Genomic DNA, 22,575 nt, shown 5'->3' on the forward strand with positions numbered 1-22,575 from the left:
TGATGTCATTCATGACAATCATGTCTGTCAGCTGGCCAGTGACGGCGGGCACCGTTGTGCCGTCTGCCGCCTTACTGTGCCCACATAATGTGCCCGATTAACGGTGCCAGAATCACCGTAACCACGCCGGATAACATCATCACCAGGCTGGACACGACGCCTTCCTGTTGGCCCAGCTGGTAAGCCCGCGCGGTGCCCGCACCGTGGGAGGCGGCCCCAAATCCAGCCCCTTTCGCCACGCTTTGCTGGATAGCAATGCGTAAAAACAGGACGTCGCCGACCGCCATGCCAAATACGCCAGTAATGACCACAAACAGCGCCACCAGATCGGGCTGTGCGCCCATGGGTTTGGCGGCCGCCAGGGCAAAAGGCGTGGTAATGGAGCGCACCGCCAGGCTGCGTTGCAGGCTTTCGGGCAAACTCAGCAAACGCGCCAGCCACACCGAGCTGCACACCGATACCGTGGTGGCGGTCAGCACACCGGCGCTGAGCGATAACCAGTGGCGTTTTATCACGTCCATGTTTTCGTACACGGGCACTGCAAAGGCCAGCGTGGCGGGCCCCAACAGCCAAAGCAACCAGTGACTTTCGGCAATGTAGTTTTGCCAGCTGATATGGGTGACCAGCAACAGCAGCACCAGAATCATGGGCGTCATGATCAACGGCATCAGCAGCAGCGTTGGCCAGCGTCGATACAGCCGTTTATTCACGTAGTAGATCACTAACGTGGCGGCCGCGCACAGGAGGCTGATCGGCAAATCAGGCATCGTTGTTCTTCTTACGCGCCGCGCGCGCCACTTCAAACCGATAAAGCCAGTCCACAACCAGCGCCGTTGCCGCCAGCACCAGCGTGGTACTGACCGCAATCACCAGAAAAATTCGCCAGCCGTCCACCTGCAGCAGGTCCGCGTAGTTGATGACCGCAACCACCGCCGGGATAAAAAACAGTAGCATCTCTGCCAGCAACCAGCTTGCCCCGGCCTTTACCCAGCGCAGGGGTAAAATACGCAGCGCGATAAGCAACAGCAGCAGGAGCATGCCTACCACGTTGGCTGGCAGCGGCAAGTGCAGCCAGTTCACCAACTGTTCGCTGGCGATAAACAGCGAGATGTAGAGCGCCAGTTGTACCGGCACGCTCAGCCGGTTTATGTGGCTGACGTTCAGGCGACGCAAGGCCAGTGCCATTTGTCTTTCCCCTCTGGAATGAATGCGTCCAGTATAGATTTGCTGCATGGGGTGAAAGAAATGAATTAAAATTATCCAAATCATGCCAAAAGGGAATAGTTATGGACGTTCGCGCCCTGCGTTACTTTACCGAGGTCGTCCGCCAACAAAGCTTTACCCGGGCTGCACAGGCGTTGTTCGTGACGCAGCCGACAATCAGCAAAATGGTGCGCCAGTTAGAAGAGGAACTGGGCTGTGCCTTACTTCTGCGTGATGGTCGCCGCCTGCATCTGACGGACAGCGGTCAGGCGGTCTACCAACGCGGTCTGGCGATTCTGCAAGAGTTTCATCAGCTTGAGGCAGAGATAGGCGATATTAACGATCTGAAAACCGGCCAGTTGCGCCTCGGTATTCCCCCAATGGTGGGCATGCAGATTGCCGGTTCCGTCTCCGCGTTTCGCCGCCGCTATCCGGGCGTGGAACTCAACATTGCTGAATTTGGCGGGCTGACGGTGCAGGAAGCCGTGCTGGCCGGAACACTGGATATCGCCCTGACGGCGCTCCCGGTCGATCCCGAACTGCCCCTCGCCACCTTATCCCTTATGCGCCATCCGCTCTGTGTGTTGCTGCCGCGTAAGGCGCCCTGGCTACGTCGCACCCGGCTTTCACTCTCTGAGCTGGCGGCGCATCCGCTGCTTATCTTTAACGAAGAATTTTCACTGAACCGGCAGTTGATGCAGGCGTTTCAGCGTCAGGGAATAACGCCCACGATTGCCGTCCGAAGCGGGCAGTGGGATTTTCTGGCCGCCATGGTTCAGGCAGAGATGGGCCTGGCCATTCTGCCGGAACCTATTTGTCAGCGTTTAGATAAGCAGTCGTTACTGTGGCTGCCGCTGGCGTCTGAACTTCAGTGGCATCTGGGGCTGATTTGGCGGGAAGGAAGTTATCTGTCGCGCAGTGCGCAGGCCTGGATCGCCTGTTGCCGGGCCCACTGGCCCGATGATGCACCCCGCCTGTCTGTCTGATGCCCCGCCTGCTCACCGCCGCACGGCGAAGCAGGCTGGGCCCGAAAGCGGCGGCGAGTTACGCCTCTTTCTCGATCAACAGCGCTTCCAGCAGATCCAGATCGTGCAGCAATTTTTGCATGGTCTCGTTCGAAATCGCCTTGGTGGCACGCAGGTGATAGACCTCCGCACGCTCGGCACGGAGCGCGGTCAGACGGAAGCGGCGCTCCAGATTTTCGGCAAACAGGGCATGTTCAAGGTCATTTTTGCCCTCGGCGCGACGGCGCAGATTCCCGGTCACGCGCAGGCTTACCTCTTTTAACAGCTCTGGATCGATGTTTTCATCGGTTTCTTTTTCGAGCCTGGCTTCCATTTTTTGCAGACTCTCAATCGCCGCCCCCGCCATTACCGCCTTCGCATGCTGTATTTCATGGCGATGCGCATTTTTATCCAGTGTTTCGACGCCGCGCAGCAGGACGGGCAGAATAATGACGCCGACCAGCAGGGAGAACAGAATCACCCCGGTCGCGATAAACACCAGTTCGTAACGGGCCGGGAAAGGATTGCCGTTGCTCAGAAACAGCGGGATCGACAGCACACCGGCCAGCGTAATCGCACCGCGCACGCCCGCAAAGGAGGCGATTAACAGTTCACGCAGTGAGTACGAGGAGAACACTAACGGCTTGTTTTTCAGCAACCGTTTACTGAAGCGCTGCATGATCCACAACCAGCCGAAGCGCACCACCATTAACGCCGCATAGACCAGCACGATATCGGCAAAAATCATCCAGATATCCACATTGGGATCCGCATTGGCTTCGGCGATGGATTTTTGCAGGATAGAGGGCAGTTGCAGGCCCAGCATCAGGAACACCATGCCGTTAAACACAAATTCCAGCATATGCCAGACGCTGTTGGCGCGCAGGCGCATCGTCAGCGGTGCCTGACGAATAATGCCAGAGCGCGTAATCGTCATCCCGGCCGCGACGGCGGCTAAGATCCCGGATACGCCGAGGTGCTCAGCAATCAGATAAGAGGCGAAAGGCAGCAGTAACAGCAGAACAATTTGTGTGGCTGCGTCATCACTGCCGCTCCAGCGGTTCAGCACACGTAGCGACTTCCCGTAAAGCCAGCAGACCGCAACCCCAGCCACCAGGCCGCCCAGCGCCACCTTGAGGAACTCTACGCTGGCACCGCCCCAGCTAAATACCATGGTGCCCATCGCGACCGCGACGGCGAACTTCAGTGAAACCAGGCCAGAGGCATCGTTCATCAAGGCTTCGCCCTGCAGAATCGCCATGATTTTCTTAGGAATGCGGCCTTCACCGACGATACCAGAAAGGGCCACGGCATCGGTGGGTGAGAGCACGGCGGCCAGCGCAAACGCAGGGATAAGCGGAATGCCCGGCACGGTCCAGTAAATCAGGTAGCCGATACCGACGACGGTGATCAACACCAGTACCAGCGCCAGGCCAAGGATTTCCCGGCCATAGTGCAGAAACTCGCTGACCGGTGTTTTCCAGCCGTCGGCAAAGAGCAGCGGCGGAATAAACAGGACGAGGAATAATTCCGGGTCAAAATCCACATGCAGCCCAAACGTGGGCCAGGCCAGCAGCGCACCAACGGCAATTTGCACCAGCGGCAGCGGGATTTGAAAAGGCAAGATACGCGCGGCGACCCCAGAGAGCGACACCACCAGCGTCATGATCAAAATAGTAAAAAAGATTTCCATGCTTTCCTTAGGCGGGTTGTTATCTTTGAATCAACGTGAAGATAAAGTGTAAAACAAACTGGCAAGCGCGGAAAAAGCTACGTGTGCTTCGGTGAGGAAAAAGCGGAAAATTCCGGACGCGCGGCTGCACGTCCGGTCAGACAGTCAGATCGCCCAGCCTCCGGCATAAAAAGCCACCAGCGCAACGGCAATCACGACCGTGCCAATATTTAACTTACGCCATTCACCGGCAAACAGTCGGCCAACCACAAGGGTGGCAAAACCGATCATGATGCCGGTAACAATGTTACAGGTCAGGACAATAATGACTGCGGTGAGCAGGCCCGACATCGCATCGACAAAGTCGGCGAAGTCAATTTTAGCGACGTTGCTCAGCATCAGCAGGCCGACATACATCAGGGCGGGTGCCGTCGCATAAGTTGGTACCAGATAAGCCAGCGGAGACATAAACAGAATCACCAGAAACAGCAGACCCACGACGATTGCCGTCAGGCCGGTTTTACCGCCTGCCGCCGTACCGGCCGCCGATTCAATATATACCGCGGCAGGCGATGCGCCCACCAGTCCGGCAAACAGGCTGCTCAGCGAATCCGTGGTCAGTGCCCGTCCGCCGTTAATAATCTGCCCGTCTTTATCGAGTAAATTGGCCTGCCCGGCCACGGCGCGAATCGTGCCGGTCGCATCAAATACCGCCGTCATCACTAACGCCAGTACGGTGGGCAAGACGGCAGGCTGCAACGCGCCCATAATGTCGAGGCTGAAAAACAGCGATGTCCCCTGCGCATCACGCAGGCTCGGCAGCGCAAACAGCCCTTGCCAGCGGACGGCGGGATCGAAGGCCAGGCCGAGAGCAGAGATCACGATGACCGTCAGCAAAATACCGCCAGGCACCCGGCGCTTCTCCAGACCAAAAATCGCCGCCAGCCCCAGCAAAGACATGAGGACGGGGAAGGAGGTAAAGTGCCCCAACGCCACCGGTAAACCTGAGCCAGGGTTTCTGACCACCAGCCCCACGTTGTCAGCGGCAATCAGCAGTAAAAACAGGCCAATCCCAATGCCCGTACCGTGTGCGACGCCCATCGGCAAATTACGTAAGATCCAGGCCCGAATCCCGGTGGTGGAAATCAGCGTAAACAGCAGCCCCATGAGGAACACAGCGCCAAGCGCGACCGGCACGCTGATGTGCTGACCCAGTACAAGACTGAACGCTGTAAAGGCCGTCAACGAGATTGCACAGCCAATCGCCATGGGTAAATTGGCCCACAGTCCTATCAGGATTGACCCGAAGCTTGCCACCAGGCAGGTGGCAACAAACACCGCCGTAGGAGAGAACCCCGCTTTACCCAGCATACCGGGGACCACGATCACCGAATAGACCATGGCAAGAAAGGTCGTCAGCCCGGCCAGGATTTCCTGTCGCACGCTGCTGCCACGGGCCGAAATGGCGAACCAGGCATCCAGTCTTCCACTGGTCGGGCGTGATTCAATTGACATAGTTAAGCCTCAAAAATTTTTATTGTGTAATTCACGCGGTCACCGTTCTGCATTCCCTGAATATGTCTTTACCCACGGGCAACCGACAAAAGGCAAACGTTTACTTCGCCACGCAGAACGGGTGTAACAAGCACCACCAGACTGAAGGGGGCAGATTATCCGGTCTTTAACCGCCGCTTTTCAACCGTTCAGAGGGAATTACTGCGTATAAAGATCAGGTTAGTAACATCAGGAACGTGCTGGAAACCTGCCAGTAACATTCTTGCTGGCAGCGTGGCTGGTCGATGAAGGAGGATGTTGGTGGAAGAGAGATGACGCCGGACGGCGTCATCAGAGCGCATCGCCTCAGCCCGGCAGAGTGAGTTCACCGCCCTGTTGAATGGCCCGTTGCCATGCGGCGCGCTGCTGAACGGTGGTTAACCATTTTTGCGTGGCGGGCGCATTGTGCAAGCCGGCGCGCTGGCTCAGCGCCAGAACAGGAAAGCTCATTTGCACATCGGCGATGCTGAATCGTTGACCGGCAAACCAGGGATTGGCCGAGAGATGATCTTCGATCATTTGCCTGTGGACGTGGAGCTGTTTGTCCAGCCAGGCTTTTTGTACGCCTTTCCCCAGCGCGGCACCCACGGGACGCAGCAACCAGGGCACGGGCGCGCTGCCCAGCCGGCCAAACACCAGCTTCATGACCAGCAGCGGCATCAGGGAACCTTCAGCGTAATGTAACCAGTAACGCGCCTGGAGGCGCGCCTCTTCGTCGGTAAGCTGTAATCGCTTCTCGCTGTCGTACTTTTCTTCGAGGTATTCCAGTATGGCCCCGGACTCCGCCACCACCCGATTGCCATCTGTGATAACCGGCGATTTGCCTAAGGGATGCACTTTTTTCAGTGCTTCCGGTGCCAGCATGGAGGCTTCACGCTGATAACGTTTAACCTGATAAGGCACTTCCAGCTCTTCCAGCATCCACAGCACGCGGTGCGAACGAGATTGTTCCAGATGGTGAACAGTAATCATCATGATTCCCTGCGAATGAATATGCAGACAGTATAGACGTCACTTCACCTTGTGCAGAGAACCATCCTGCTCGGGATCCAGCAGGACCGCACCTGATCCCTGCTGTCCCAGCCGATCGCCGGGGTTACGGAGCGGACAGTCACGCATGGATAAACAGCCGCAGCCAATGCAGCCATCCAGGTCGTTACGCAGGCGCGTCAGGGTTTCGATGCGCTTATCCAGTTCATCCCGCCAGTGCTGCGTCAGATTGCCCCAGTCCTGCGCAGACATGCGTTTATCCGCAGGCATGTTTTCCAGACTGTCGCTGACGCTGGCGAGCGGAATGCCGATGCGCTGGGCGATTTTAATGATCGCCACACGGCGCAGGACATCACGGCTGTAGCGCCGCTGATTGCCGGGATTGCGCGTGCTGGAAATCAGCCCTTTGCTTTCATAAAAATGCAGCGCTGATACGGCCACGCCGCTTCGCCGCGCGACTTCCCCCGGTGTCAGCACCGGTTTTGGATAATTGCGATCTTTTTTCATCTGGCACTTTACCTCAAGTTAACTTGAGGAATTATACTCCTTTCCCATCAGAACAACACCCGCCCTGACGACGTCACGCCCCCTGCAGGCTGATTATCAGCCTCACAAACTGCGGCATGCACGGTGACGGGGACATTCACCAGAAGGATGAGGCCATGATACAAGAAGAGATCATTCATTCACTGACCCACTGGATTGACCAGAACCTGGATAAAAGCCTGTCAATCGATGAGGTGGCCGCGAAGTCCGGTTATTCGAAATGGCACCTGCAACGTATGTTCCGTAGCGTAACGAAACAGACGTTGGGTGGTTATATCCGCGAACGCCGGCTGACGCTGGCCGCAGAAGCGCTGCGTCAGACGCAGCGTCCGGTATTCGATATTGCGATGCAGTATGGCTACGATTCGCAGCAGACCTTCTCACGGGTCTTTCGCCGCCAGTTTTCCCAGACGCCTACGGCGTATCGTCACTATATGCGTCGCCAGGCGGTTCAGCGTCCACGCCTGCTGAGCTTTGACTGTGGGGAAACGATGAGCAGCTTTACGCAGCGTACAACGGGTGAATGTTGTCCGCTTAATTAACAGCCCGCGTGCGCCCGATCGGGCGCACGGCTTTATCCCTCTTTTTTACCCTTCCGCTGGCTTGACACTGCGCTGACAAATCAAACAAATTCTGTACAAAAATTGAGAACCAGATGATATAATGTGACCCACATCACATTATGACGTTTGTTGCCGACGAAAGAGCCCCACCTGACAGACTTTTCCGCCGACGTGATGTTCGCAGACAGTCAGGCGTCCTTTCCGATTTTGAGGTCAAAATTGATGGCTACCCTAACCACCAGTTTTCTTGTTATGCGCTGGGAATTGCTGAGCGCTGTAATGATGTTTTTCGCCAGTACACTGAAAACCCGCCTTCGCCAGGACAGCCATCATGTCATGGCCTTTCTCTGTGGCGGCGTGGGCGTTGGTCTGTCGTGCTGGTTTGTGACCGGTTTAATGGGCATCACGCTAAGCATGGAAAACGTGCACCATTTTTTGAGCGTCTCTAAAGAAGTGTTCATTGACATGATGAGCCGTGCGCCTGCGAACTGGCCAATGCCCTGAATGACCAATAAAAAACCCCGCTTTGCGGGGTTTTTTATATTGCTGTGTAAAGTCAAATTTTCTTCAACATGACAGGAATGACGACATCCTGTACGTCAACGTCCGGTCTCTGCGTTCCGCGACGTTCCTGAATCCACATTTCACCCATCATTTTGTCTAAGCCACGATCCAGTCCGGTTACCATGCCTGCGCCAGGCGTAAACGTCAGTTCACCAAAATAGATGTGCTGGTCGTGGATATACCAGTCGACTCGCACGTAGTCAAAGTCACTGGCCAGCGTTTTGCTCAGGGCTAGTGCCCGCTCCAGTGAGGGCATGATCGGGGAAACATCCAGGCCGGTATCGCGAATTTTATGGTAAGCCTCGGAGAGGTTATTAACGTAAAAATTCATCGAAAGCTGAGGCTGACAGCGGTTGTAGATGACCTGAAGAACATACTCAAAATTGCCATCGCGCTTATTGAACATATGAAACTTGTAATCAACCGGCGCGCTTTTACCGTCACCAATATACTGCTCAACCAGAATACGTGGCTTGATATAGCGATAGTGGATCTCACGCGCTTCGTTGGCGAAATCGGTTTTTAACCACGAATAGCAGTTATGAATGATTTGCTGCTTACGAAGCGCATCCGGTTCTTCCAGCACGATCTCTACCATGTTTGAAGCATGATTCGGTTTGATAACCGTGCCCTGCCAGCGCGTAAGATCATTCAACGTGGTGGGATCGGTGGTGTCGTGGAGCAACGGAATCAGATAGTCATTACCAATCTTTTCCGCAATATAGTCGCGCACCGAATACTTATCGGACAGGCGCGCATACAGCTGGTAATCACCATGGATAAACTTGCGATACAGCACTTTTTCGTTGAAGACCTTGGGCTCACGCAGATTCGGGAGCTTTCTGAACTTGCGGAAGTAATAAATACGATCCTGATAAGTCCAGGGCATCTTCTTAATAAAGTACTGCAAACTTCTTCTGAGCTCTTGCTTCAACCTGAGCATATTTGACCTCATTTGTAGGTTTTGTAGTTAAGTGAGGAAACCTGAATTTTTTGAATCACGCCGCGTTTAAAGAAGTAATTCATGACGGTGAGGGACAGGAGCTCAGACAGAAAAACGCTCCAGGCGGCCCCCATGATGCCGTAGCCCTGAATTAGCCACCAGGAAAGCGGGATGCTGATGAGCACCAGACAAATGATTTTCTTCAGTAAATAATCAAAGCCCCCTTCTTTCACCATAAAACGGTACGCGACGGTTCCCATTGCCGAAAAACTGGTCGCCAGGGATAACAGCGTGATGAGGTTGCCTGACTGCCTGTAGGCCGGGCCATATAACGCCACAATAATGTGCTCACCCCACAACGCGACGATAAACAACATCAACAGCGACACGGCCATCACGTAGCCATTGAGCCGGGCCGTCAGCCTGACGGCTTCGTCTCCACGCGCACGAAAAATCTCGCTGAAACAGGAGGTAATCAGCGCCACGGGAATAAAAATCCAGGACGCGGCAATCGTATTGGCAGCAGCGAATAAACCCAGCTCGCGCGCCGAGGCGATGCCGGCCAAAAACATCTGCGCGGTTTTGACCTGGACAGAAATAAAAATGCTGGAAATGGCCAATGGCAAGCCCGCATACAGCAGATAACGCAAATACAGGGTGCGTGTTTCCCGCGGGGGAAATTGCTCCTGATGCTGTTGGTAAAAGCAGTAGCGTTTAATGACATACGGCACCAACGTTACCGTGATAACTGACAATGTCAGCCACAGCGGATTCAGGCGTAGCCAGGCAATAGTGAAACTCAACGCAAAACTCACCAGCATGCCGACGGCATTCGCCACGGTATTCAGCTTTGATGCCAGACGTGCATTGTTATAAACGCTAAACGTATCCTGCGTGACAAAAACAGAGGCAACAAATGAAGCCAGCGCAAATGCCAGGAAATTTTCCTGCATGTTGTACCAGACCCAAATTAACACTGGTGCCGAGGTAATAAGTAATAAAACCATACGCAAAGTACGTGCAATACGCATTAAGCGCAAACCTTTGGTGGCATTTTTGCTGACACGTTTAAACAAAATAGTTTCAGTGCCAAATAGGGCTATGGTTTGCACCATGGCAAATAACGATGTTGAAAACGCCATCTGCCCAAATAGGGTTGGGCCAAAGGATTTAGCCACGTAAGACGTCACGAAAATGACGCCAAAGACGGAGATAATCTTTTCAGACATCATCCAGGCGGCATTAGACATTACGCTAAATTTCATCGACTGTTCCTTAGTAATACTCAACATCTACCGCTTCGGCACGCCCATCCGTGGGCGAATTAATAAGCGCTTAAATTTCAAAGCGAAATGATAATCATCAAGCCAACCCGGCTCGAAAATGAGAATCCGATTATATTTTAATGAAAGAATTCAGGAGAATTCTGATTATATCTGGCACGAATGCCGACTACTGGAAACGATTTCAAAATGAAATCATTAATGTTAACAAAAACCGTCATTCCTGAATAAAACGGATGCGGAGGCGTCAACCAGCCAAATTACAGTCATTTTTTATCTTTGGGGTGCGATGAATTTATATCAAAAAACCCATACCAGGAAGGCGCGGCATCCCGATCAGAATAAAATAAGATTTATCCCATGATGATATTTATTCTAAATATCTTAATTTAACCCACGTGATTTAACGTCCGTATTTAAACACGGCATTCCACACACTTTTACAGTACCAAAGGTTAATAAAGTAATCCTCATCCATTAATTGATAAGAAAGGTAAGAGCATTTATGAGAAAGTCACGATATAGCGAAGATCAAATCACAAATGCCATTAAAGCTTCTGAATCGGGCGTTAAGGTTAAAGAGATTTGTGAAGAGCTTGGCATCTCTGAGGCAACCTTCTATAGCTGGAAGAAGAAGTTTTCTGGGTTAGCCTCGGAAGAAGGTAGAAAAATCAAGGAGCTGGAAGAAAAGGTACAGTTACTGACGCGCGAACTGCATGCACTTCATTCCGATAAGGAGATGCTGCAAAGCGTTCTGAAGAACTTCTTTACTACGCACGAGAAGCGTCAGGCCGTCAACTTCCTGCAGGACACATTCGATGTCGGCACGCGCCGCAGCTGCCGTTTGCTGGATATTAGCCGTAGTGTTTACCATTACCCAACGGGATCAGAAAACCGTTAATACTGAGAGCATTGCTTTTGATAGCTACCTCGCTGAGATTTGTTCTTACCAGAAGAGATGAAGAGCATTTAACAGGACATTAGGATGGCGCGCCTCGCCCAGTCCGTAATTAATGAATGGATTTGCGGTTACGCTTCCTTTTTTGCGGTAAAATTGATTTACAACAGCAAAAGTCTCTCAATCTACACCACTTTTATCCCCCCAGTCTCATTTCGGTGAGACTGGACCTTCCTTTTTTTTTCATTAGCTCGTCTAAAAGAAACTGCCGCTGTTCCACTTTTTCGTTTAATCCCAGTAATCATATTTTGATTTCTCCGTACATTTCCTTAGCACCGACTGGTCCTGAGAAATGTTTTGCCGATCGTCAGATTATGCGTAATCGCATAAAAAGATAAAAATGGCCCAGAATAATCTCAGATTAACAGTTTATTGATACTTAACACTTTCATCCGGTAGCGCACAATTGATAACTATTTCTGCCTGCTATTGATGTCTGCTGTTAAACAGTAAATATAAGCGAAGCGCAGTCTGATTCTGCTGAAATTAAGGCTGCCTGAAGTAAAAGGTGGTTTCTGATAAGGATTTCTCTTAGCCAAACGGTATGTTTTCACCGTTTTTTAAACATAAAAGCTGGGTGCGGGTTAGCGCTTTACCTTCATCTGTCCGCTTTTTGAGGAATAAACGCGCTTTACCCGGCCGTTTTCTGGCTATTTATTGAACAATATGTGCGATTATCTTGCTGTTAAGGGGGCGGAAGCCGCCTGTGTGGATAAATACGGCATGGCTGAGTGGCGGTTTTGAGGAAGATTTAAACCCGGCAGATTACCGAGGCGGCTTTATTTCGCCGTTTTACACCTCGGTATAATCCGAAAAAGCGTGAATATCACTCCCAGTAATTATTCATTATCCGGGACGTTCAGATGATTTCCTGTTCAGGGCGGTCACGCGGGGTTGTGGCTTGATGCGCATCGCCCAAATCACGCCAACGATCAGGCAAACAATACCGATCATTGTCAGAACAGGTGGCCAGTGTTGATACCAGATAAACGTCCATAGCAAGCCAAAGAGAATCTCAAAGACGATGAGTGGCCCCATCAATACGGTAGGCAGTCGCTGGCTGGCCGCATTCCAGCATAACGTTCCGGCCCATGAGCACAGCAGGCCAATCGTCAGCATTAATGCAATAAACACCAAAGGCCGGGGGCCGAAAGGCAGCGCAAAATCAGGCTGTTGCCACGCCAGCTGTATGCTGACCAGCGCATACATGATAAGTGCCAGCGGTAAGGTCACAATGCCCTGCGCGGTGGCCCAGGTCGCGGCCTTAAGCTGAGGATGGTTGCGTAACCAGCGCGCATTGCGCAACGGATACCAGGTCCAGCACACCACCGCCATCACCGCCAGGGCAATGCCGGTCAGATAACGCTGGCCGTTGAGCGTTGCCCCCTGGAGTTGCCATTCCGCCGCATTAACGCAAACCAGGCCTGCGCCCGTCACCAGCAGTGCCGGGATAAGCCGTCGCCATGAGAGCCGTCCTTCAAGATGGCCATAACAGAGGTTTGCAGTGACAGCGATGACGATCGGTAAGGTACCAATGATCATCGTGGAGACCGGAGCCCCCGTTCGCTGAATCGCATTGGCGAGAAACGCGTAATAGAAGAGATTGCCAACCAGCGACAGCTTTAATGCTTCCCGCCAGTGGGCGGCGCTCAGTTGGCGCAGTCGGAAACGATCGTGCCAGGCAAGCGGCAACGCAACCAGGCCAAACGCGACATAGCGCCCGGCTGACTGCAACGCGCCCGGATAATCCGGGACGATGACCGGTCCAACAAAAATCAGCCCCCACATCATGCCTGCGGCAAGGGCAAACATTATTCCTGTCAACATGGCTTTTTCCTGTCTGTCTTTTTGCTTCAGTGTGAACCAAACAGGTAAGCATGCCTTGTAGCAAATTGCGGTCAGGACCTGTGTGGCGCGATCTGCTTTTGATAGCGGCCCGGTGTAATGCCGTAACGTTGGGTAAACGCACGGGTCAGATGCGCCTGATCGGTCAAGCCTACCGCTGCCGCGACGCTGGCTATGGCCTCACCCCTGGCAAGCATCTGTTTGGCTTCATAAAGCCGGTAAGCCATTAACATTTGCTGGGGCGTGACATGGAAATGATCGCGGAAGGCGCGTAAAAAATGCCACGGTGATAACGACGCTAATGCCGCCAGCGTGTCCAGCCTGACCGGCTCCCCAAGATGGGCGCGCAGGTAGTCGCGCACATCATCAAAACGGTGTCTGGCATCGACTTTACGCGCTGAGGCCATACGGGCCTGTGGACGGATGCGCACCAGCAGGTCTGACAGCAGACTATAACGCGCCAGGGCCGTATCGGCCTGCCACAGCGCCGCCAGACACTGCGACACAGGCTGCGCAAGTCGCACGTCCGTTCGCAGCGCATCCCCGAACCACCAGCCACGGTCGCCACTCAGCTCATCCATACAGTCGGGCTGGATGTAGATCATTTGATAACGCCAGCCCGTTTCGCAGGCCGATTCCCCAGTGTGCAGCTCATCAGGATTCATCATGACCAGAGAATGGACAGGGGCAGTGTAGTGCGTACCGCGGTAACGGAAGCGCTGTGCCCCGGCCTCGATGGTGCCGATGCCAAAGGCTTCGTGCGTATGCGGAGCAAAGGCATAACGGGAAATATGCGCCTGGTAAAGTTCCACGCCCGGCAGTTCAGGCAACTGCCGAAACAGCGCACGATCTTTTTCACAAGGAAAAACAGCTGGAACGCCTTCCACGTTATCGCTCCTTATCCGGTTGGCAGAATCTGCAAGCATGCCGTTAAAAGGGGATGAAATGCAAAGATTGTCATCCCCGGTTGAATACATGACACTGCGTAACAGGTGTATTGACGAGGAAACATCATGCAGCGTGTTGTAATGGTAGTTGATATGCAAAATGGCGTATTTACCACGCCGCGTTTCGATCGGGCTGGCCGGGTCAGGCAGATTAACCGCCTCATCGAACAGGCTGATCTTACGCTGTTTATTCAGCACAGCGAAGGCGACATGGTGCCAGGCAGCCAGGCCTTTGCGCTGTTACCCGAGATGGCTCAATCCCGGAATGCGCACTTTATTACCAAGACAGCCTGCGACAGTTTCTGGCGGACGTCCCTGGCCTCACTGCTGAGTGAACTGGCTATTCATGAGTTTGTTATTTGTGGGTGTGCCACTGATTACTGCGTCGACACCACCATCAAGGTCGGCGCAGGACTGGGCTATCGCATCACCGTCGCCGCTGACGCCCATACCACCGCCGACCGGACCTGTGCCAGTGCGGAACAGTTAATTGGCCAGCATAATGAAGTCTGGGCGGGCTTAAGTCTTCCGGGTAACGTACCACGCGTGATCGATACCGATACCGTGCTGGCCGGGTGGCGTTAAGCGATCACGCTTTCATCCGTATCAGACCATCTGACTCTTTCTTCATCCTGAGTCGCATCAGCCCGGCCAGTTATGGCCAATTTTGGAGGCGCTATGTTTGAGTCGTTTGCCTGGATCAATGAGCCTGCAACGTGGCAGTGCCAGAACGGTACGCTACAGGTCACCACCGATGATAAGACCGATTTCTGGCACAAGACCTGGTACGGGTTTGAGCGCTTTTCCGGCCATGTCTTTGCCACGGAGGTGGACGGCGACATGACTTTTCAGCTCAAAATCTGCGCAGACTTTACCACGCTGTACGATCAGGCCGGACTGATGCTGATACGCGACGCACAGCACTGGCTAAAAGCAGGAATTGAATATAACGATGGTGCGCCCGCCATTGGCAGCGTGCTGACGCTCGGCCATTCCGACTGGGCAACGGGGATATTTCCTGGCGATCCGCGAGCGTTCTGGCTCCGGCTGACGCGCAAAGGTGACAGCCTGAGACTGCAGTATTCGGCAGACGGACAAACGTGGCCTTTATTACGTCTGAGCTATTTTCCACCCGGTCCGCTCAGGATAGGTGCTATGTGTTGCACGCCGGAGCGTGCCGGCCTGGCGGTCACCTTCCGCGACATGCTTCTGACGCCGCCGCTGGATAAAGCACTGCATGATTTAAGTTAACGGCGGGCGCGTCGTCCAGAGATGTGATGACATGTTTTTTGTCGCCCGTGCCCGATCTTGCCCGGGCTTTCAGGATACAGGCCATCTATTTCGGCCAGGTCATGCCGGGTCATCGCGCCTCCAGTCCCGGCGCTGGATAAACCACGCCACGATGTGCGTGAAAGGCGGGAAGTGGTGCAGAGTTAAACCAGACATCCCCAACAAAACAAAAAAGCCCCGGTAATGGGGCTTTCTGCAACAGAGACTGACAGACGGCTTAGAACGGAATGTCGTCGTCAAAATCCATCGGCGGTTCGTTATTGTTGCTGGCCGGAGCGCTGGGCTGCTGCTGCGGACGAGACTGTGCGCCGCCGCTGAACTGGTTGTTATTGCCCTGCTGCGGTTGCTGAGGCTGGCCCCAACCGTTGTTGTTGCCCTGACCGCCGCCTGCTGGCGCGTTACCGCCCTGCTGACGTCCACCCAGCATCTGCATGGTGCCGCCCACGTTGACAACCACCTCCGTGGTGTAACGTTCCTGACCGCCCTGATCCTGCCATTTACGGGTGCGCAGCTGGCCTTCAATATACACCTGAGAACCTTTACGCAGGTATTCGCCCGCCACTTCCGCCAGTTTGCCAAACAGCACAACACGGTGCCATTCGGTGATCTCTTTGTTTTCACCGGTCTGCTTGTCGCGCCAGCTCTCAGAGGTAGCCAGCGTAATGTTGGCGACAGCGCCACCATTTGGCATGTAACGTACTTCCGGATCCTGACCCAGATTCCCGACAAGAATCACTTTGTTAACGCCACGACTGGCCATGTTGCTGTCTCCCGATGAATGATTACGTCAACTCTAAACGATCAATTCTAACACGTCCCGCGCCTGGTTTCCCAGTTTCGAGCAGTGTTCCATTTTTAATCATCTGCCGGAAAAAAGCAAAAAACTACTGGATATTTATTCAGTCTATTTTTTGTGCCATAATGATGCGTTTATTCTGGCCGTGTCACAGGGCGCGGTGAGTGCAGCTAATCCGGGAAAGGTGAATGGATAAGATCGAAGTTCGTGGTGCCCGCACCCATAATTTGAAAAACATCAACCTGACCATCCCTCGCGACAAACTCATTGTGGTTACTGGCCTTTCCGGGTCCGGTAAATCCTCTTTGGCGTTTGATACGCTGTATGCGGAAGGTCAACGCCGCTATGTGGAGTCGCTCTCTGCCTATGCGCGCCAGTTTCTGTCTTTAATGGAGAAGCCGGACGTCGATCATATTGAGGGTTTGTCGCCGGCCATCTCCATTGAGCAAAAGTCGACCTCGCATAACCCGCGATCGACGGTAGGCACGATTACGGAGATTCACGATTATCTGCGCCTGCTGTTTGCCCGCGTGGGTGAACCGCGCTGCCCGGACCATGATGTCCCGCTGGCTGCTCAGACAGTGAGCCAGATGGTCGATCAGGTGCTTGAACAGCCCGAAGGTCGCCGTCTGATGCTGCTGGCACCGGTCGTGAAAGATCGCAAAGGTGAACATACCAAAACGCTGGAAAACCTGGCGACGCAGGGCTACATCCGCGCCCGGATCGACGGCGAAGTGTGCGATCTTTCCGATCCTCCTAAGCTGGAACTGCAGAAAAAACACACCATTGAAGTGGTTATCGATCGCTTTAAAGTCCGCGATGATCTGGCGACACGCCTGGCGGAATCCTTTGAAACGGCGCTGGAACTCTCTGGCGGTACCGCGATTGTGGCCGATATGGACGACAGCGCGGCAGAAGAGTTGCTCTTCTCCGCGAACTTTGCCTGTCCGGTTTGCGGATACAGCATGAGTGAGCTGGAACCGCGTCTGTTTTCGTTTAACAACCCCGCCGGTGCCTGCCCGACCTGTGACGGTCTGGGTGTGCAGCAATATTTCGATCCCGATCGCGTAGTGCAAAATGCAGAGCTGTCGCTGGCAGGCGGCGCCATCCGTGGCTGGGACCGTCGTAACTTCTATTACTTCCAGATGCTGCGCTCACTCGCCGATCATCTCGACTTCGATATAGAAGCGCCGTTTAACAGCCTCAAGGACAGCGTGCAGAAAGTCATTCTGTACGGTTCCGGCAAAGAAACGATTGAATTTAAATATATTAATGACCGTGGCGACACCTCCGTGCGTCGCCATCCGTTCGAAGGCGTGCTGAACAATATGGAGCGCCGTTATAAAGAGACGGAATCCTCAGCGGTACGCGAAGAACTGGCGAAATTTATCAGCAATCGCGCCTGCGCCAGCTGTGAAGGCACGCGTCTGCGTCGTGAAGCGCGCCACGTCTATGTCGAAAACACCACGCTGCCGACCATTTCAGACATGAGCATCGGTCATGCCATGGCGTTTTTTGAAAATCTGAAACTCAGTGGTCAGCGGGCTAAAATCGCGGAAAAAGTGCTGAAAGAGATCGGCGATCGCCTGAGTTTTCTGGTCAATGTTGGCCTGAACTACCTGTCGATGTCGCGTTCTGCAGAAACATTGTCGGGCGGTGAAGCCCAGCGCATCCGTCTGGCAAGCCAGATTGGCGCCGGTCTGGTCGGCGTGATGTACGTACTGGATGAACCGTCAATCGGCCTGCACCAGCGCGATAACGAGCGCCTGCTGGGCACGCTGATTCACCTGCGCGACCTGGGTAATACCGTGATTGTGGTCGAGCACGATGAAGACGCGATTCGCGCCGCCGACCACGTGATCGATATCGGTCCCGGCGCGGGCGTGCACGGCGGCGCTATCGTCGCGGAAGGTACGGTTGAGCAGATTATGGCGGAAGAAGCTTCGCTGACCGGCCAGTTCCTCAGCGGCAAACGCGCAATCGCCGTGCCTGAAACGCGCGTGAAGGGCGATCCCTCGAAGGTCCTGAAAATTACGGGCGCGCGCGGTAACAACCTGAAGGACGTCACCTTAACGCTGCCTGTTGGCCTGTTTACCTGCATCACCGGCGTCTCCGGGTCAGGGAAGTCGACGCTGATCAACGATACGCTGTTCCCGATTGCCCAGCGCGCGCTGAACGGGGCCACCATTGCTGAGCCAGCACCGTATCGCGATGTCGCCGGTCTGGAGCACTTCGATAAAGTCATCGATATTGACCAGAGCCCCATCGGCCGCACGCCGCGTTCTAACCCGGCCACCTACACCGGTATTTTTACGCCGGTTCGTGAGCTGTTTGCCGGCGTGCCTGAATCACGTTCACGCGGTTATAACCCAGGCCGTTTCAGCTTTAACGTGCGTGGCGGACGTTGTGAGGCCTGTCAGGGCGACGGCGTGCTGAAAGTGGAAATGCACTTCCTGCCGGATATTTATGTGCCGTGCGATCAGTGCAAAGGCAAACGCTATAACCGTGAAACGCTGGAGATTAAATACAAAGGCAAAAGCATTCACGAAGTGCTGGAAATGACGATTGAGGAAGCGCGTGAGTTCTTTGATGCCGTTCCTGCCCTGGCGCGTAAGCTGCAAACGCTGATGGACGTTGGATTGTCCTATATCCGCCTGGGTCAGTCGGCCACCACCCTGTCCGGTGGTGAAGCGCAGCGCGTCAAGCTGGCGCGTGAGCTGTCGAAGCGCGGCACGGGACAGACGTTGTATATTCTGGATGAGCCCACCACCGGGTTACATTTTGCCGATATCCAGCAACTGCTCGAAGTGCTGCATCAACTGCGCGATCAGGGCAACACCATCGTGGTCATTGAGCACAACCTCGACGTCGTGAAAACGGCGGACTGGATTGTCGACCTGGGGCCGGAAGGCGGCAGTGGCGGCGGTGAAATTCTGGTGGCAGGCACGCCAGAAACCGTGTCCGAATGTGAAAAATCACATACGGCCCGCTTCCTTAAGCCCTTGTTGAAAAAATAAAATTGCAGGCCCGCATCACGCGGGCCTTCTTACAGGGATTGCACAATTTACCCTGAAAAATGCAGGATCAGGCAAGATTCAGACACATATAGGCATATACGCTTTTCCCTCCCCTGACTATCCTTAATTCGTTCCCCTTTGGTACGCCCCGGGCGTCACCTTCTTGCTGCGCGCGTTATGCTGCGGCGTTGATCGAAAAATCACGACACACTTTAACTGGAGACACCATGAACATTACCCATGCGTATGCTGCTCAGGATGCAAAGTCCAAACTGGCACCGTTTGATTTCAAACCGCGTGAGCTTCGTGCTCATGACGTACAGCTTGACGTGCTGTTTTGTGGCGTTTGTCATTCTGACTTGCATCAGGCGCGCAATGAGTGGAAAAACACCATTTTTCCTGTGGTTCCGGGACACGAGATTGTTGGCCGCGTGACCGCAGTCGGCCCCGAGACGCAGAAGTACAAAGTCGGCGACCTGGTCGGCGTTGGCTGTATGGTTGATTCCTGCCGCAGCTGCCCAAGTTGTCAGGAAGGTCTGGAGCAGTACTGTGAAAATGGCTTTGTCGGCACGTATAACGGTCAGGATCGCCAGACAGGGGCTATCACCTACGGTGGATACTCCACCTCTATGGTAGTGGATGAAAGCTTTGTGCTGCGCGTTCCAGAAAACCTGGAGCTGGCCGGTGTGGCACCGCTGCTGTGTGCCGGTATCACCACCTATTCACCGCTGCGTCACTGGAATGTCGGCCCGGGTAAAAAAGTCGGGATCGTGGGGCTGGGTGGACTGGGGCACATGGGCGTAAAAATTGCTCACGCGATGGGCGCGCATGTCGTGTTATTCACCACCTCACCGTCAAAAATCGAAGACGGAAAACGTCTGGGCGCAGACGAAGTGGTCATTTCGAAAGATGCCGACCAGATGGCGCAACATGCCAACAGTTTTGACTTCATTCTTAACACAGTGGCGGCGCAACACGACCTTAATCCGTTTATCACCTTGCTGAAGCGTGACGGCAATATGACTCTGGTCGGCGCGCCTGAACACGATCATCCCGCGCCACAGGTTTTCAATTTGATCTTTAAACGCCGCAGCATCGCTGGCTCGCTGATTGGCGGTATCGCTGAAACCCAGGAGATGCTGGATTTCTGTGGCAAACACGGCATCACGTCAGATATTGAGCTGATCGCCATGGATCAGATCAACGAGGCTTACGAACGTATGCTGAAGAGCGATGTAAAATATCGCTTTGTCATTGATATCGATACGCTGCGTAAAAACGCGGCGGCGTAATCCTGTCCTGTGCCCTTTCCCACGCCGGGAAAGGGCCGTTACCGCCCGGTATCTGCCTGCTGAAAAGAGGCATCCACCAGATAGTAAATTTGCGAATCTTTCAGCGTGCCGTCTAAAAACAGCGTGTTCCAGTGTGATTTATTCAGATGTTCACTGGGAAACACATCGCTGTGCTCATCCCGCATCAGTTCTGCCAGCGCGGGCGAGGATTTGAGCGACACCGCCGGACGCCCTTTGACTTCATGCACCATGGCAAACAGCACGCCGTTGCTCTTGATCTGCGTAGCTTTCCAGTCGCTGTGAACGCTCTGCTCTGCGCCGGGTTTGCTCATGCAGTACGTCAGTAAGTCCGAATTATTCATACTCATTCCCCTTGTAAGGTCGCCACAATACGTCGGGCTCCGCCATGAATACGATGTTCCCCCAGCCAAATGCCCTGCCAGGTGCCCAGTACCAGCTGTCCACGCTGCACCGGTAACATCAGTGAAACGCCCAGCGTGGACGACTTAATGTGGGCGGGCATGTCGTCACGGCCTTCGTAATCGTGTTGATAAGGAGCCGCTTCCGGGACATGGCGAATAAAGTGTTGTTCCATGTCGCTCCGCACTGTCGGATCGCAGTTTTCATTCAGCGTCAGTGAGGCCGACGTATGCTGCAACAGCAAATGGAGTAATCCGGTGTGGATATCACGGAGTGCGGGCAACTGTTGCACAATCTCTTCCGTTACGAGGTGAAAACCTCGCGATTTTGCGCTTAAGGTCAACGTTTGTTGATACCACATACTTTTTTCCTGAATCTGTGAGACACAGTTAAGTGTGCAGAATGTGGCGCAAAGGTAAACCCGATCCGTAAAAATAAAAAAGCCGCCAACAAGGTTGGCGGCCCGGGGAAGATTGTGTGCGGAATTACATTACTGCCGCAAAGGCTTCCGCGACCTGATGCACGTTTTTGCTGTTCAGACCTGCCACACACATACGGCCGCTGCCGACGAGGTAGATCCCAAACTCTTCACGCAGGCGATCCACCTGCTGCGCACTCAGGCCGGTGTAGCTGAACATCCCGCGCTGCTTCAACAGGTAGTCGACGTTTTTACCGGGTAGCGCCGTACTCATCACCTGTACCAGCGCCTGGCGCATGTCGATAATGCGCAACCGCATGGCTTCGACCTCAGCCAGCCAGTTAGCTTTCAGCGTAGCGTCGTTTAACACGCGGGCCACAACCTGTGCGCCGAAGTTTGGCGGGCTGGAATAGTTACGGCGGACGGTCGCTTTGAGCTGACCTAATACGCGGCTGGCCTCTTCAGCGCTGTCACATACCACAGACAGGCCGCCGACGCGCTCGCCATACAGCGAGAAGATTTTTGAAAAGGAGTTGCTGACCAGCGCAGGCAGACCTGCCGCAGCAACCGCACGCATCGCGTACGCATCCTCTTCCATGCCAGCACCAAAGCCCTGATAAGCGATATCCAGGAACGGGATCAGCTCCTGTGCTTTCAGCACGGCAACGGTTTCGTCCCACTGCGCATTGGTCAGGTCGGCCCCGGTTGGGTTATGACAGCACGGATGCAGCAGCACGATGCTTTGCTTTGGCAGGGTTTTAAGCGTGCTCAGGAAGGCATCAAAACGTACGCCGTTGGTTTCCGGGTCATACCACGGATAGGTCTTCACCTCGAAACCGGCACCGTTAAAGATGGCGATATGGTTTTCCCAGGTCGGATCGCTGACCCAGACGTTGGACTGCGGGAAATAACGCTTCAGGAAATCCGCACCGACTTTCAACGCACCTGAGCCGCCCAGGGTCTGAATCGAGGCGATCTGGCCCGCTTTTAATACGGGATGATCGGCCCCGAACAGCAGTGGCGCTATCGCGTTGCGGTAGGTATTTAATCCTTCCATAGGCAGATAGAGCGAAGCCTGCTGCGGTTCGGCACGTAATTGCTCTTCAGCATCAGCCACCGCCTGCAGCTGAGGAATGATGCCTTGCTCGTTGTAATAAAGCCCAATACTCAGGTTCACTTTATGCTCGCGCGGATCCTGTTTAAAGGCTTCCATTAGCGACAAAATCGGGTCGCCAGCATAGGCATCAACGTTCTGGAACACGGTGCAGAT

22 protein-coding genes are annotated in these 22,575 nt (G+C 54.1%); 8 read left to right on the forward strand and 14 right to left on the reverse strand.

Features of this window, described 5'->3' with window-relative positions; translation table 11 throughout:
- Positions 1–71: 71 nt before the first annotated feature.
- On the reverse strand, positions 72–767 hold the full coding sequence (locus C1N58_RS16305) for an LrgB family protein (RefSeq protein ID WP_033738999.1): 696 nt from the start codon (positions 765–767) through the stop codon (positions 72–74).
- Positions 760–1,185: a CidA/LrgA family protein gene (locus C1N58_RS16310; RefSeq protein ID WP_058702338.1), complete on the reverse strand. Its 426-nt coding sequence runs from the start codon at positions 1,183–1,185 to the stop codon at positions 760–762. The genes C1N58_RS16305 and C1N58_RS16310 overlap by 8 nt, the downstream gene beginning before the upstream one ends.
- A 101-nt stretch (positions 1,186–1,286) precedes the next feature.
- On the opposite strand from C1N58_RS16310, the gene C1N58_RS16315 reads away from it, so the two are divergent.
- Complete coding sequence (locus C1N58_RS16315) at positions 1,287–2,189, forward strand: LysR family transcriptional regulator (RefSeq protein WP_039339057.1); 903 nt, start codon at positions 1,287–1,289, stop codon at positions 2,187–2,189.
- 58 nt (positions 2,190–2,247) lie between these two features.
- Here C1N58_RS16315 and C1N58_RS16320 read toward each other — a convergent pair whose 3' ends face one another.
- The 4 genes from C1N58_RS16320 to soxR form a co-directional block, all read right to left on the reverse strand.
- Complete coding sequence (locus C1N58_RS16320) at positions 2,248–3,900, reverse strand: Na+/H+ antiporter (RefSeq protein ID WP_033738994.1); 1,653 nt, start codon at positions 3,898–3,900, stop codon at positions 2,248–2,250.
- A 144-nt stretch (positions 3,901–4,044) separates the two neighbouring features.
- Positions 4,045–5,394: an NCS2 family permease gene (locus C1N58_RS16325; RefSeq protein ID WP_033738992.1), complete on the reverse strand. Its 1,350-nt coding sequence runs from the start codon at positions 5,392–5,394 to the stop codon at positions 4,045–4,047.
- Positions 5,395–5,739: 345 nt separating this feature from the next.
- Positions 5,740–6,405 (reverse strand): glutathione S-transferase family protein, encoded by a 666-nt coding sequence (locus C1N58_RS16330; RefSeq protein ID WP_033738991.1) that lies wholly within the window; start codon positions 6,403–6,405, stop codon positions 5,740–5,742.
- Between the two features lie 39 nt (positions 6,406–6,444).
- On the reverse strand, positions 6,445–6,930 hold the full coding sequence (soxR, locus tag C1N58_RS16335; RefSeq protein ID WP_006121571.1) for a redox-sensitive transcriptional activator SoxR: 486 nt from the start codon (positions 6,928–6,930) through the stop codon (positions 6,445–6,447).
- Between the two features lie 155 nt (positions 6,931–7,085).
- Between soxR and soxS the strand changes: the two genes are divergently transcribed.
- Together soxS and C1N58_RS16345 are read left to right on the forward strand one after the other, a co-directional pair.
- Entirely contained in the window at positions 7,086–7,511 is a 426-nt protein-coding gene (gene soxS, locus C1N58_RS16340) for a superoxide response transcriptional regulator SoxS (RefSeq protein WP_006121570.1), read from the forward strand.
- Positions 7,512–7,754: 243 nt separating this feature from the next.
- Entirely contained in the window at positions 7,755–8,036 is a 282-nt protein-coding gene (locus C1N58_RS16345; protein ID WP_006121568.1) for a YjcB family protein, read from the forward strand.
- Between the two features lie 52 nt (positions 8,037–8,088).
- Here C1N58_RS16345 and C1N58_RS16350 read toward each other — a convergent pair whose 3' ends face one another.
- Together C1N58_RS16350 and C1N58_RS16355 are read right to left on the reverse strand one after the other, a co-directional pair.
- Positions 8,089–9,039, reverse strand: coding sequence for an ATP-grasp fold amidoligase family protein (locus C1N58_RS16350; RefSeq protein ID WP_283788168.1), 951 nt, complete (start codon positions 9,037–9,039; stop codon positions 8,089–8,091).
- An 8-nt stretch (positions 9,040–9,047) separates the two neighbouring features.
- Positions 9,048–10,304 carry an oligosaccharide flippase family protein gene (locus C1N58_RS16355; protein ID WP_033738990.1) on the reverse strand — a complete coding sequence of 419 codons (1,257 nt, stop codon included), beginning with the start codon at positions 10,302–10,304 and terminating at the stop codon, positions 9,048–9,050.
- Between the two features lie 523 nt (positions 10,305–10,827).
- Between C1N58_RS16355 and C1N58_RS16360 the strand changes: the two genes are divergently transcribed.
- On the forward strand, positions 10,828–11,223 hold the full coding sequence (locus tag C1N58_RS16360) for a transposase (RefSeq protein ID WP_033738988.1): 396 nt from the start codon (positions 10,828–10,830) through the stop codon (positions 11,221–11,223).
- A 903-nt stretch (positions 11,224–12,126) separates the two neighbouring features.
- Here C1N58_RS16360 and C1N58_RS16365 read toward each other — a convergent pair.
- Positions 12,127–13,107: a DMT family transporter gene (locus C1N58_RS16365; RefSeq protein ID WP_039339063.1), complete on the reverse strand. Its 981-nt coding sequence runs from the start codon at positions 13,105–13,107 to the stop codon at positions 12,127–12,129.
- A gap of 71 nt (positions 13,108–13,178) precedes the next feature.
- Entirely contained in the window at positions 13,179–14,012 is an 834-nt protein-coding gene (locus tag C1N58_RS16370) for an AraC family transcriptional regulator (protein ID WP_054634663.1), read from the reverse strand.
- Positions 14,013–14,138: 126 nt separating this feature from the next.
- Between C1N58_RS16370 and C1N58_RS16375 the strand changes: the two genes are divergently transcribed.
- Positions 14,139–14,657: an isochorismatase family protein gene (locus C1N58_RS16375; protein WP_039339066.1), complete on the forward strand. Its 519-nt coding sequence runs from the start codon at positions 14,139–14,141 to the stop codon at positions 14,655–14,657.
- Between the two features lie 93 nt (positions 14,658–14,750).
- A complete protein-coding gene (locus tag C1N58_RS16380; RefSeq protein WP_054634664.1) occupies positions 14,751–15,323 on the forward strand; it encodes a DUF1349 domain-containing protein in 573 nt (190 codons plus the stop codon).
- 256 nt (positions 15,324–15,579) lie between these two features.
- Here the strand turns inward: C1N58_RS16380 and ssb1 are convergent, their stop codons facing one another.
- On the reverse strand, positions 15,580–16,122 hold the full coding sequence (gene ssb1, locus C1N58_RS16385; RefSeq protein WP_006121517.1) for a single-stranded DNA-binding protein SSB1: 543 nt from the start codon (positions 16,120–16,122) through the stop codon (positions 15,580–15,582).
- A 224-nt stretch (positions 16,123–16,346) separates the two neighbouring features.
- On the opposite strand from ssb1, the gene uvrA reads away from it, so the two are divergent.
- Positions 16,347–19,175, forward strand: coding sequence for an excinuclease ABC subunit UvrA (gene uvrA / locus C1N58_RS16390; protein ID WP_033738980.1), 2,829 nt, complete (start codon positions 16,347–16,349; stop codon positions 19,173–19,175).
- 227 nt (positions 19,176–19,402) lie between these two features.
- Positions 19,403–20,467 carry an NAD(P)-dependent alcohol dehydrogenase gene (locus C1N58_RS16395; protein ID WP_033738979.1) on the forward strand — a complete coding sequence of 355 codons (1,065 nt, stop codon included), beginning with the start codon at positions 19,403–19,405 and terminating at the stop codon, positions 20,465–20,467.
- Positions 20,468–20,505: 38 nt separating this feature from the next.
- Here the strand turns inward: C1N58_RS16395 and C1N58_RS16400 are convergent, their stop codons facing one another.
- The 3 genes from C1N58_RS16400 to C1N58_RS16410 form a co-directional block, all read right to left on the reverse strand.
- Entirely contained in the window at positions 20,506–20,829 is a 324-nt protein-coding gene (locus C1N58_RS16400; protein WP_006121520.1) for an MmcQ/YjbR family DNA-binding protein, read from the reverse strand.
- 2 nt (positions 20,830–20,831) lie between these two features.
- Complete coding sequence (locus tag C1N58_RS16405) at positions 20,832–21,248, reverse strand: secondary thiamine-phosphate synthase enzyme YjbQ (RefSeq protein ID WP_054634666.1); 417 nt, start codon at positions 21,246–21,248, stop codon at positions 20,832–20,834.
- A gap of 124 nt (positions 21,249–21,372) precedes the next feature.
- A complete protein-coding gene (locus C1N58_RS16410; RefSeq protein WP_133745551.1) occupies positions 21,373–22,566 on the reverse strand; it encodes an amino acid aminotransferase in 1,194 nt (397 codons plus the stop codon).
- Positions 22,567–22,575: the final 9 nt, after the last annotated feature.

The organism is Pantoea sp. SGAir0180, assembly GCF_043546245.1.

Excerpts from the sequence above, each read along its gene's own strand:
- C1N58_RS16380 (WP_054634664.1), top strand. The coding sequence starts at position 14,751 with ATGTTTGAGTCGTTTGCCTGGATCAATGAGCCTGCAACGTGGCAGTGC.
- C1N58_RS16360 (WP_033738988.1), top strand. The coding sequence starts at position 10,828 with ATGAGAAAGTCACGATATAGCGAAGATCAAATCACAAATGCCATTAAA.
- uvrA (WP_033738980.1), top strand. The coding sequence starts at position 16,347 with ATGGATAAGATCGAAGTTCGTGGTGCCCGCACCCATAATTTGAAAAAC.
- C1N58_RS16365 (WP_039339063.1), bottom strand. The coding sequence starts at position 13,107 with ATGTTGACAGGAATAATGTTTGCCCTTGCCGCAGGCATGATGTGGGGG.
- C1N58_RS16330 (WP_033738991.1), bottom strand. The coding sequence starts at position 6,405 with ATGATTACTGTTCACCATCTGGAACAATCTCGTTCGCACCGCGTGCTG.
- C1N58_RS16310 (WP_058702338.1), bottom strand. The coding sequence starts at position 1,185 with ATGGCACTGGCCTTGCGTCGCCTGAACGTCAGCCACATAAACCGGCTG.
- C1N58_RS16325 (WP_033738992.1), bottom strand. The coding sequence starts at position 5,394 with ATGTCAATTGAATCACGCCCGACCAGTGGAAGACTGGATGCCTGGTTC.
- C1N58_RS16405 (WP_054634666.1), bottom strand. The coding sequence starts at position 21,248 with ATGTGGTATCAACAAACGTTGACCTTAAGCGCAAAATCGCGAGGTTTT.
- soxS (WP_006121570.1), top strand. The coding sequence starts at position 7,086 with ATGATACAAGAAGAGATCATTCATTCACTGACCCACTGGATTGACCAG.
- ssb1 (WP_006121517.1), bottom strand. The coding sequence starts at position 16,122 with ATGGCCAGTCGTGGCGTTAACAAAGTGATTCTTGTCGGGAATCTGGGT.
- C1N58_RS16315 (WP_039339057.1), top strand. The coding sequence starts at position 1,287 with ATGGACGTTCGCGCCCTGCGTTACTTTACCGAGGTCGTCCGCCAACAA.
- C1N58_RS16355 (WP_033738990.1), bottom strand. The coding sequence starts at position 10,304 with ATGAAATTTAGCGTAATGTCTAATGCCGCCTGGATGATGTCTGAAAAG.
- C1N58_RS16345 (WP_006121568.1), top strand. The coding sequence starts at position 7,755 with ATGGCTACCCTAACCACCAGTTTTCTTGTTATGCGCTGGGAATTGCTG.
- C1N58_RS16400 (WP_006121520.1), bottom strand. The coding sequence starts at position 20,829 with ATGAATAATTCGGACTTACTGACGTACTGCATGAGCAAACCCGGCGCA.
- C1N58_RS16305 (WP_033738999.1), bottom strand. The coding sequence starts at position 767 with ATGCCTGATTTGCCGATCAGCCTCCTGTGCGCGGCCGCCACGTTAGTG.
- soxR (WP_006121571.1), bottom strand. The coding sequence starts at position 6,930 with ATGAAAAAAGATCGCAATTATCCAAAACCGGTGCTGACACCGGGGGAA.
- C1N58_RS16320 (WP_033738994.1), bottom strand. The coding sequence starts at position 3,900 with ATGGAAATCTTTTTTACTATTTTGATCATGACGCTGGTGGTGTCGCTC.
- C1N58_RS16375 (WP_039339066.1), top strand. The coding sequence starts at position 14,139 with ATGCAGCGTGTTGTAATGGTAGTTGATATGCAAAATGGCGTATTTACC.
- C1N58_RS16395 (WP_033738979.1), top strand. The coding sequence starts at position 19,403 with ATGAACATTACCCATGCGTATGCTGCTCAGGATGCAAAGTCCAAACTG.
- C1N58_RS16350 (WP_283788168.1), bottom strand. The coding sequence starts at position 9,039 with ATGCTCAGGTTGAAGCAAGAGCTCAGAAGAAGTTTGCAGTACTTTATT.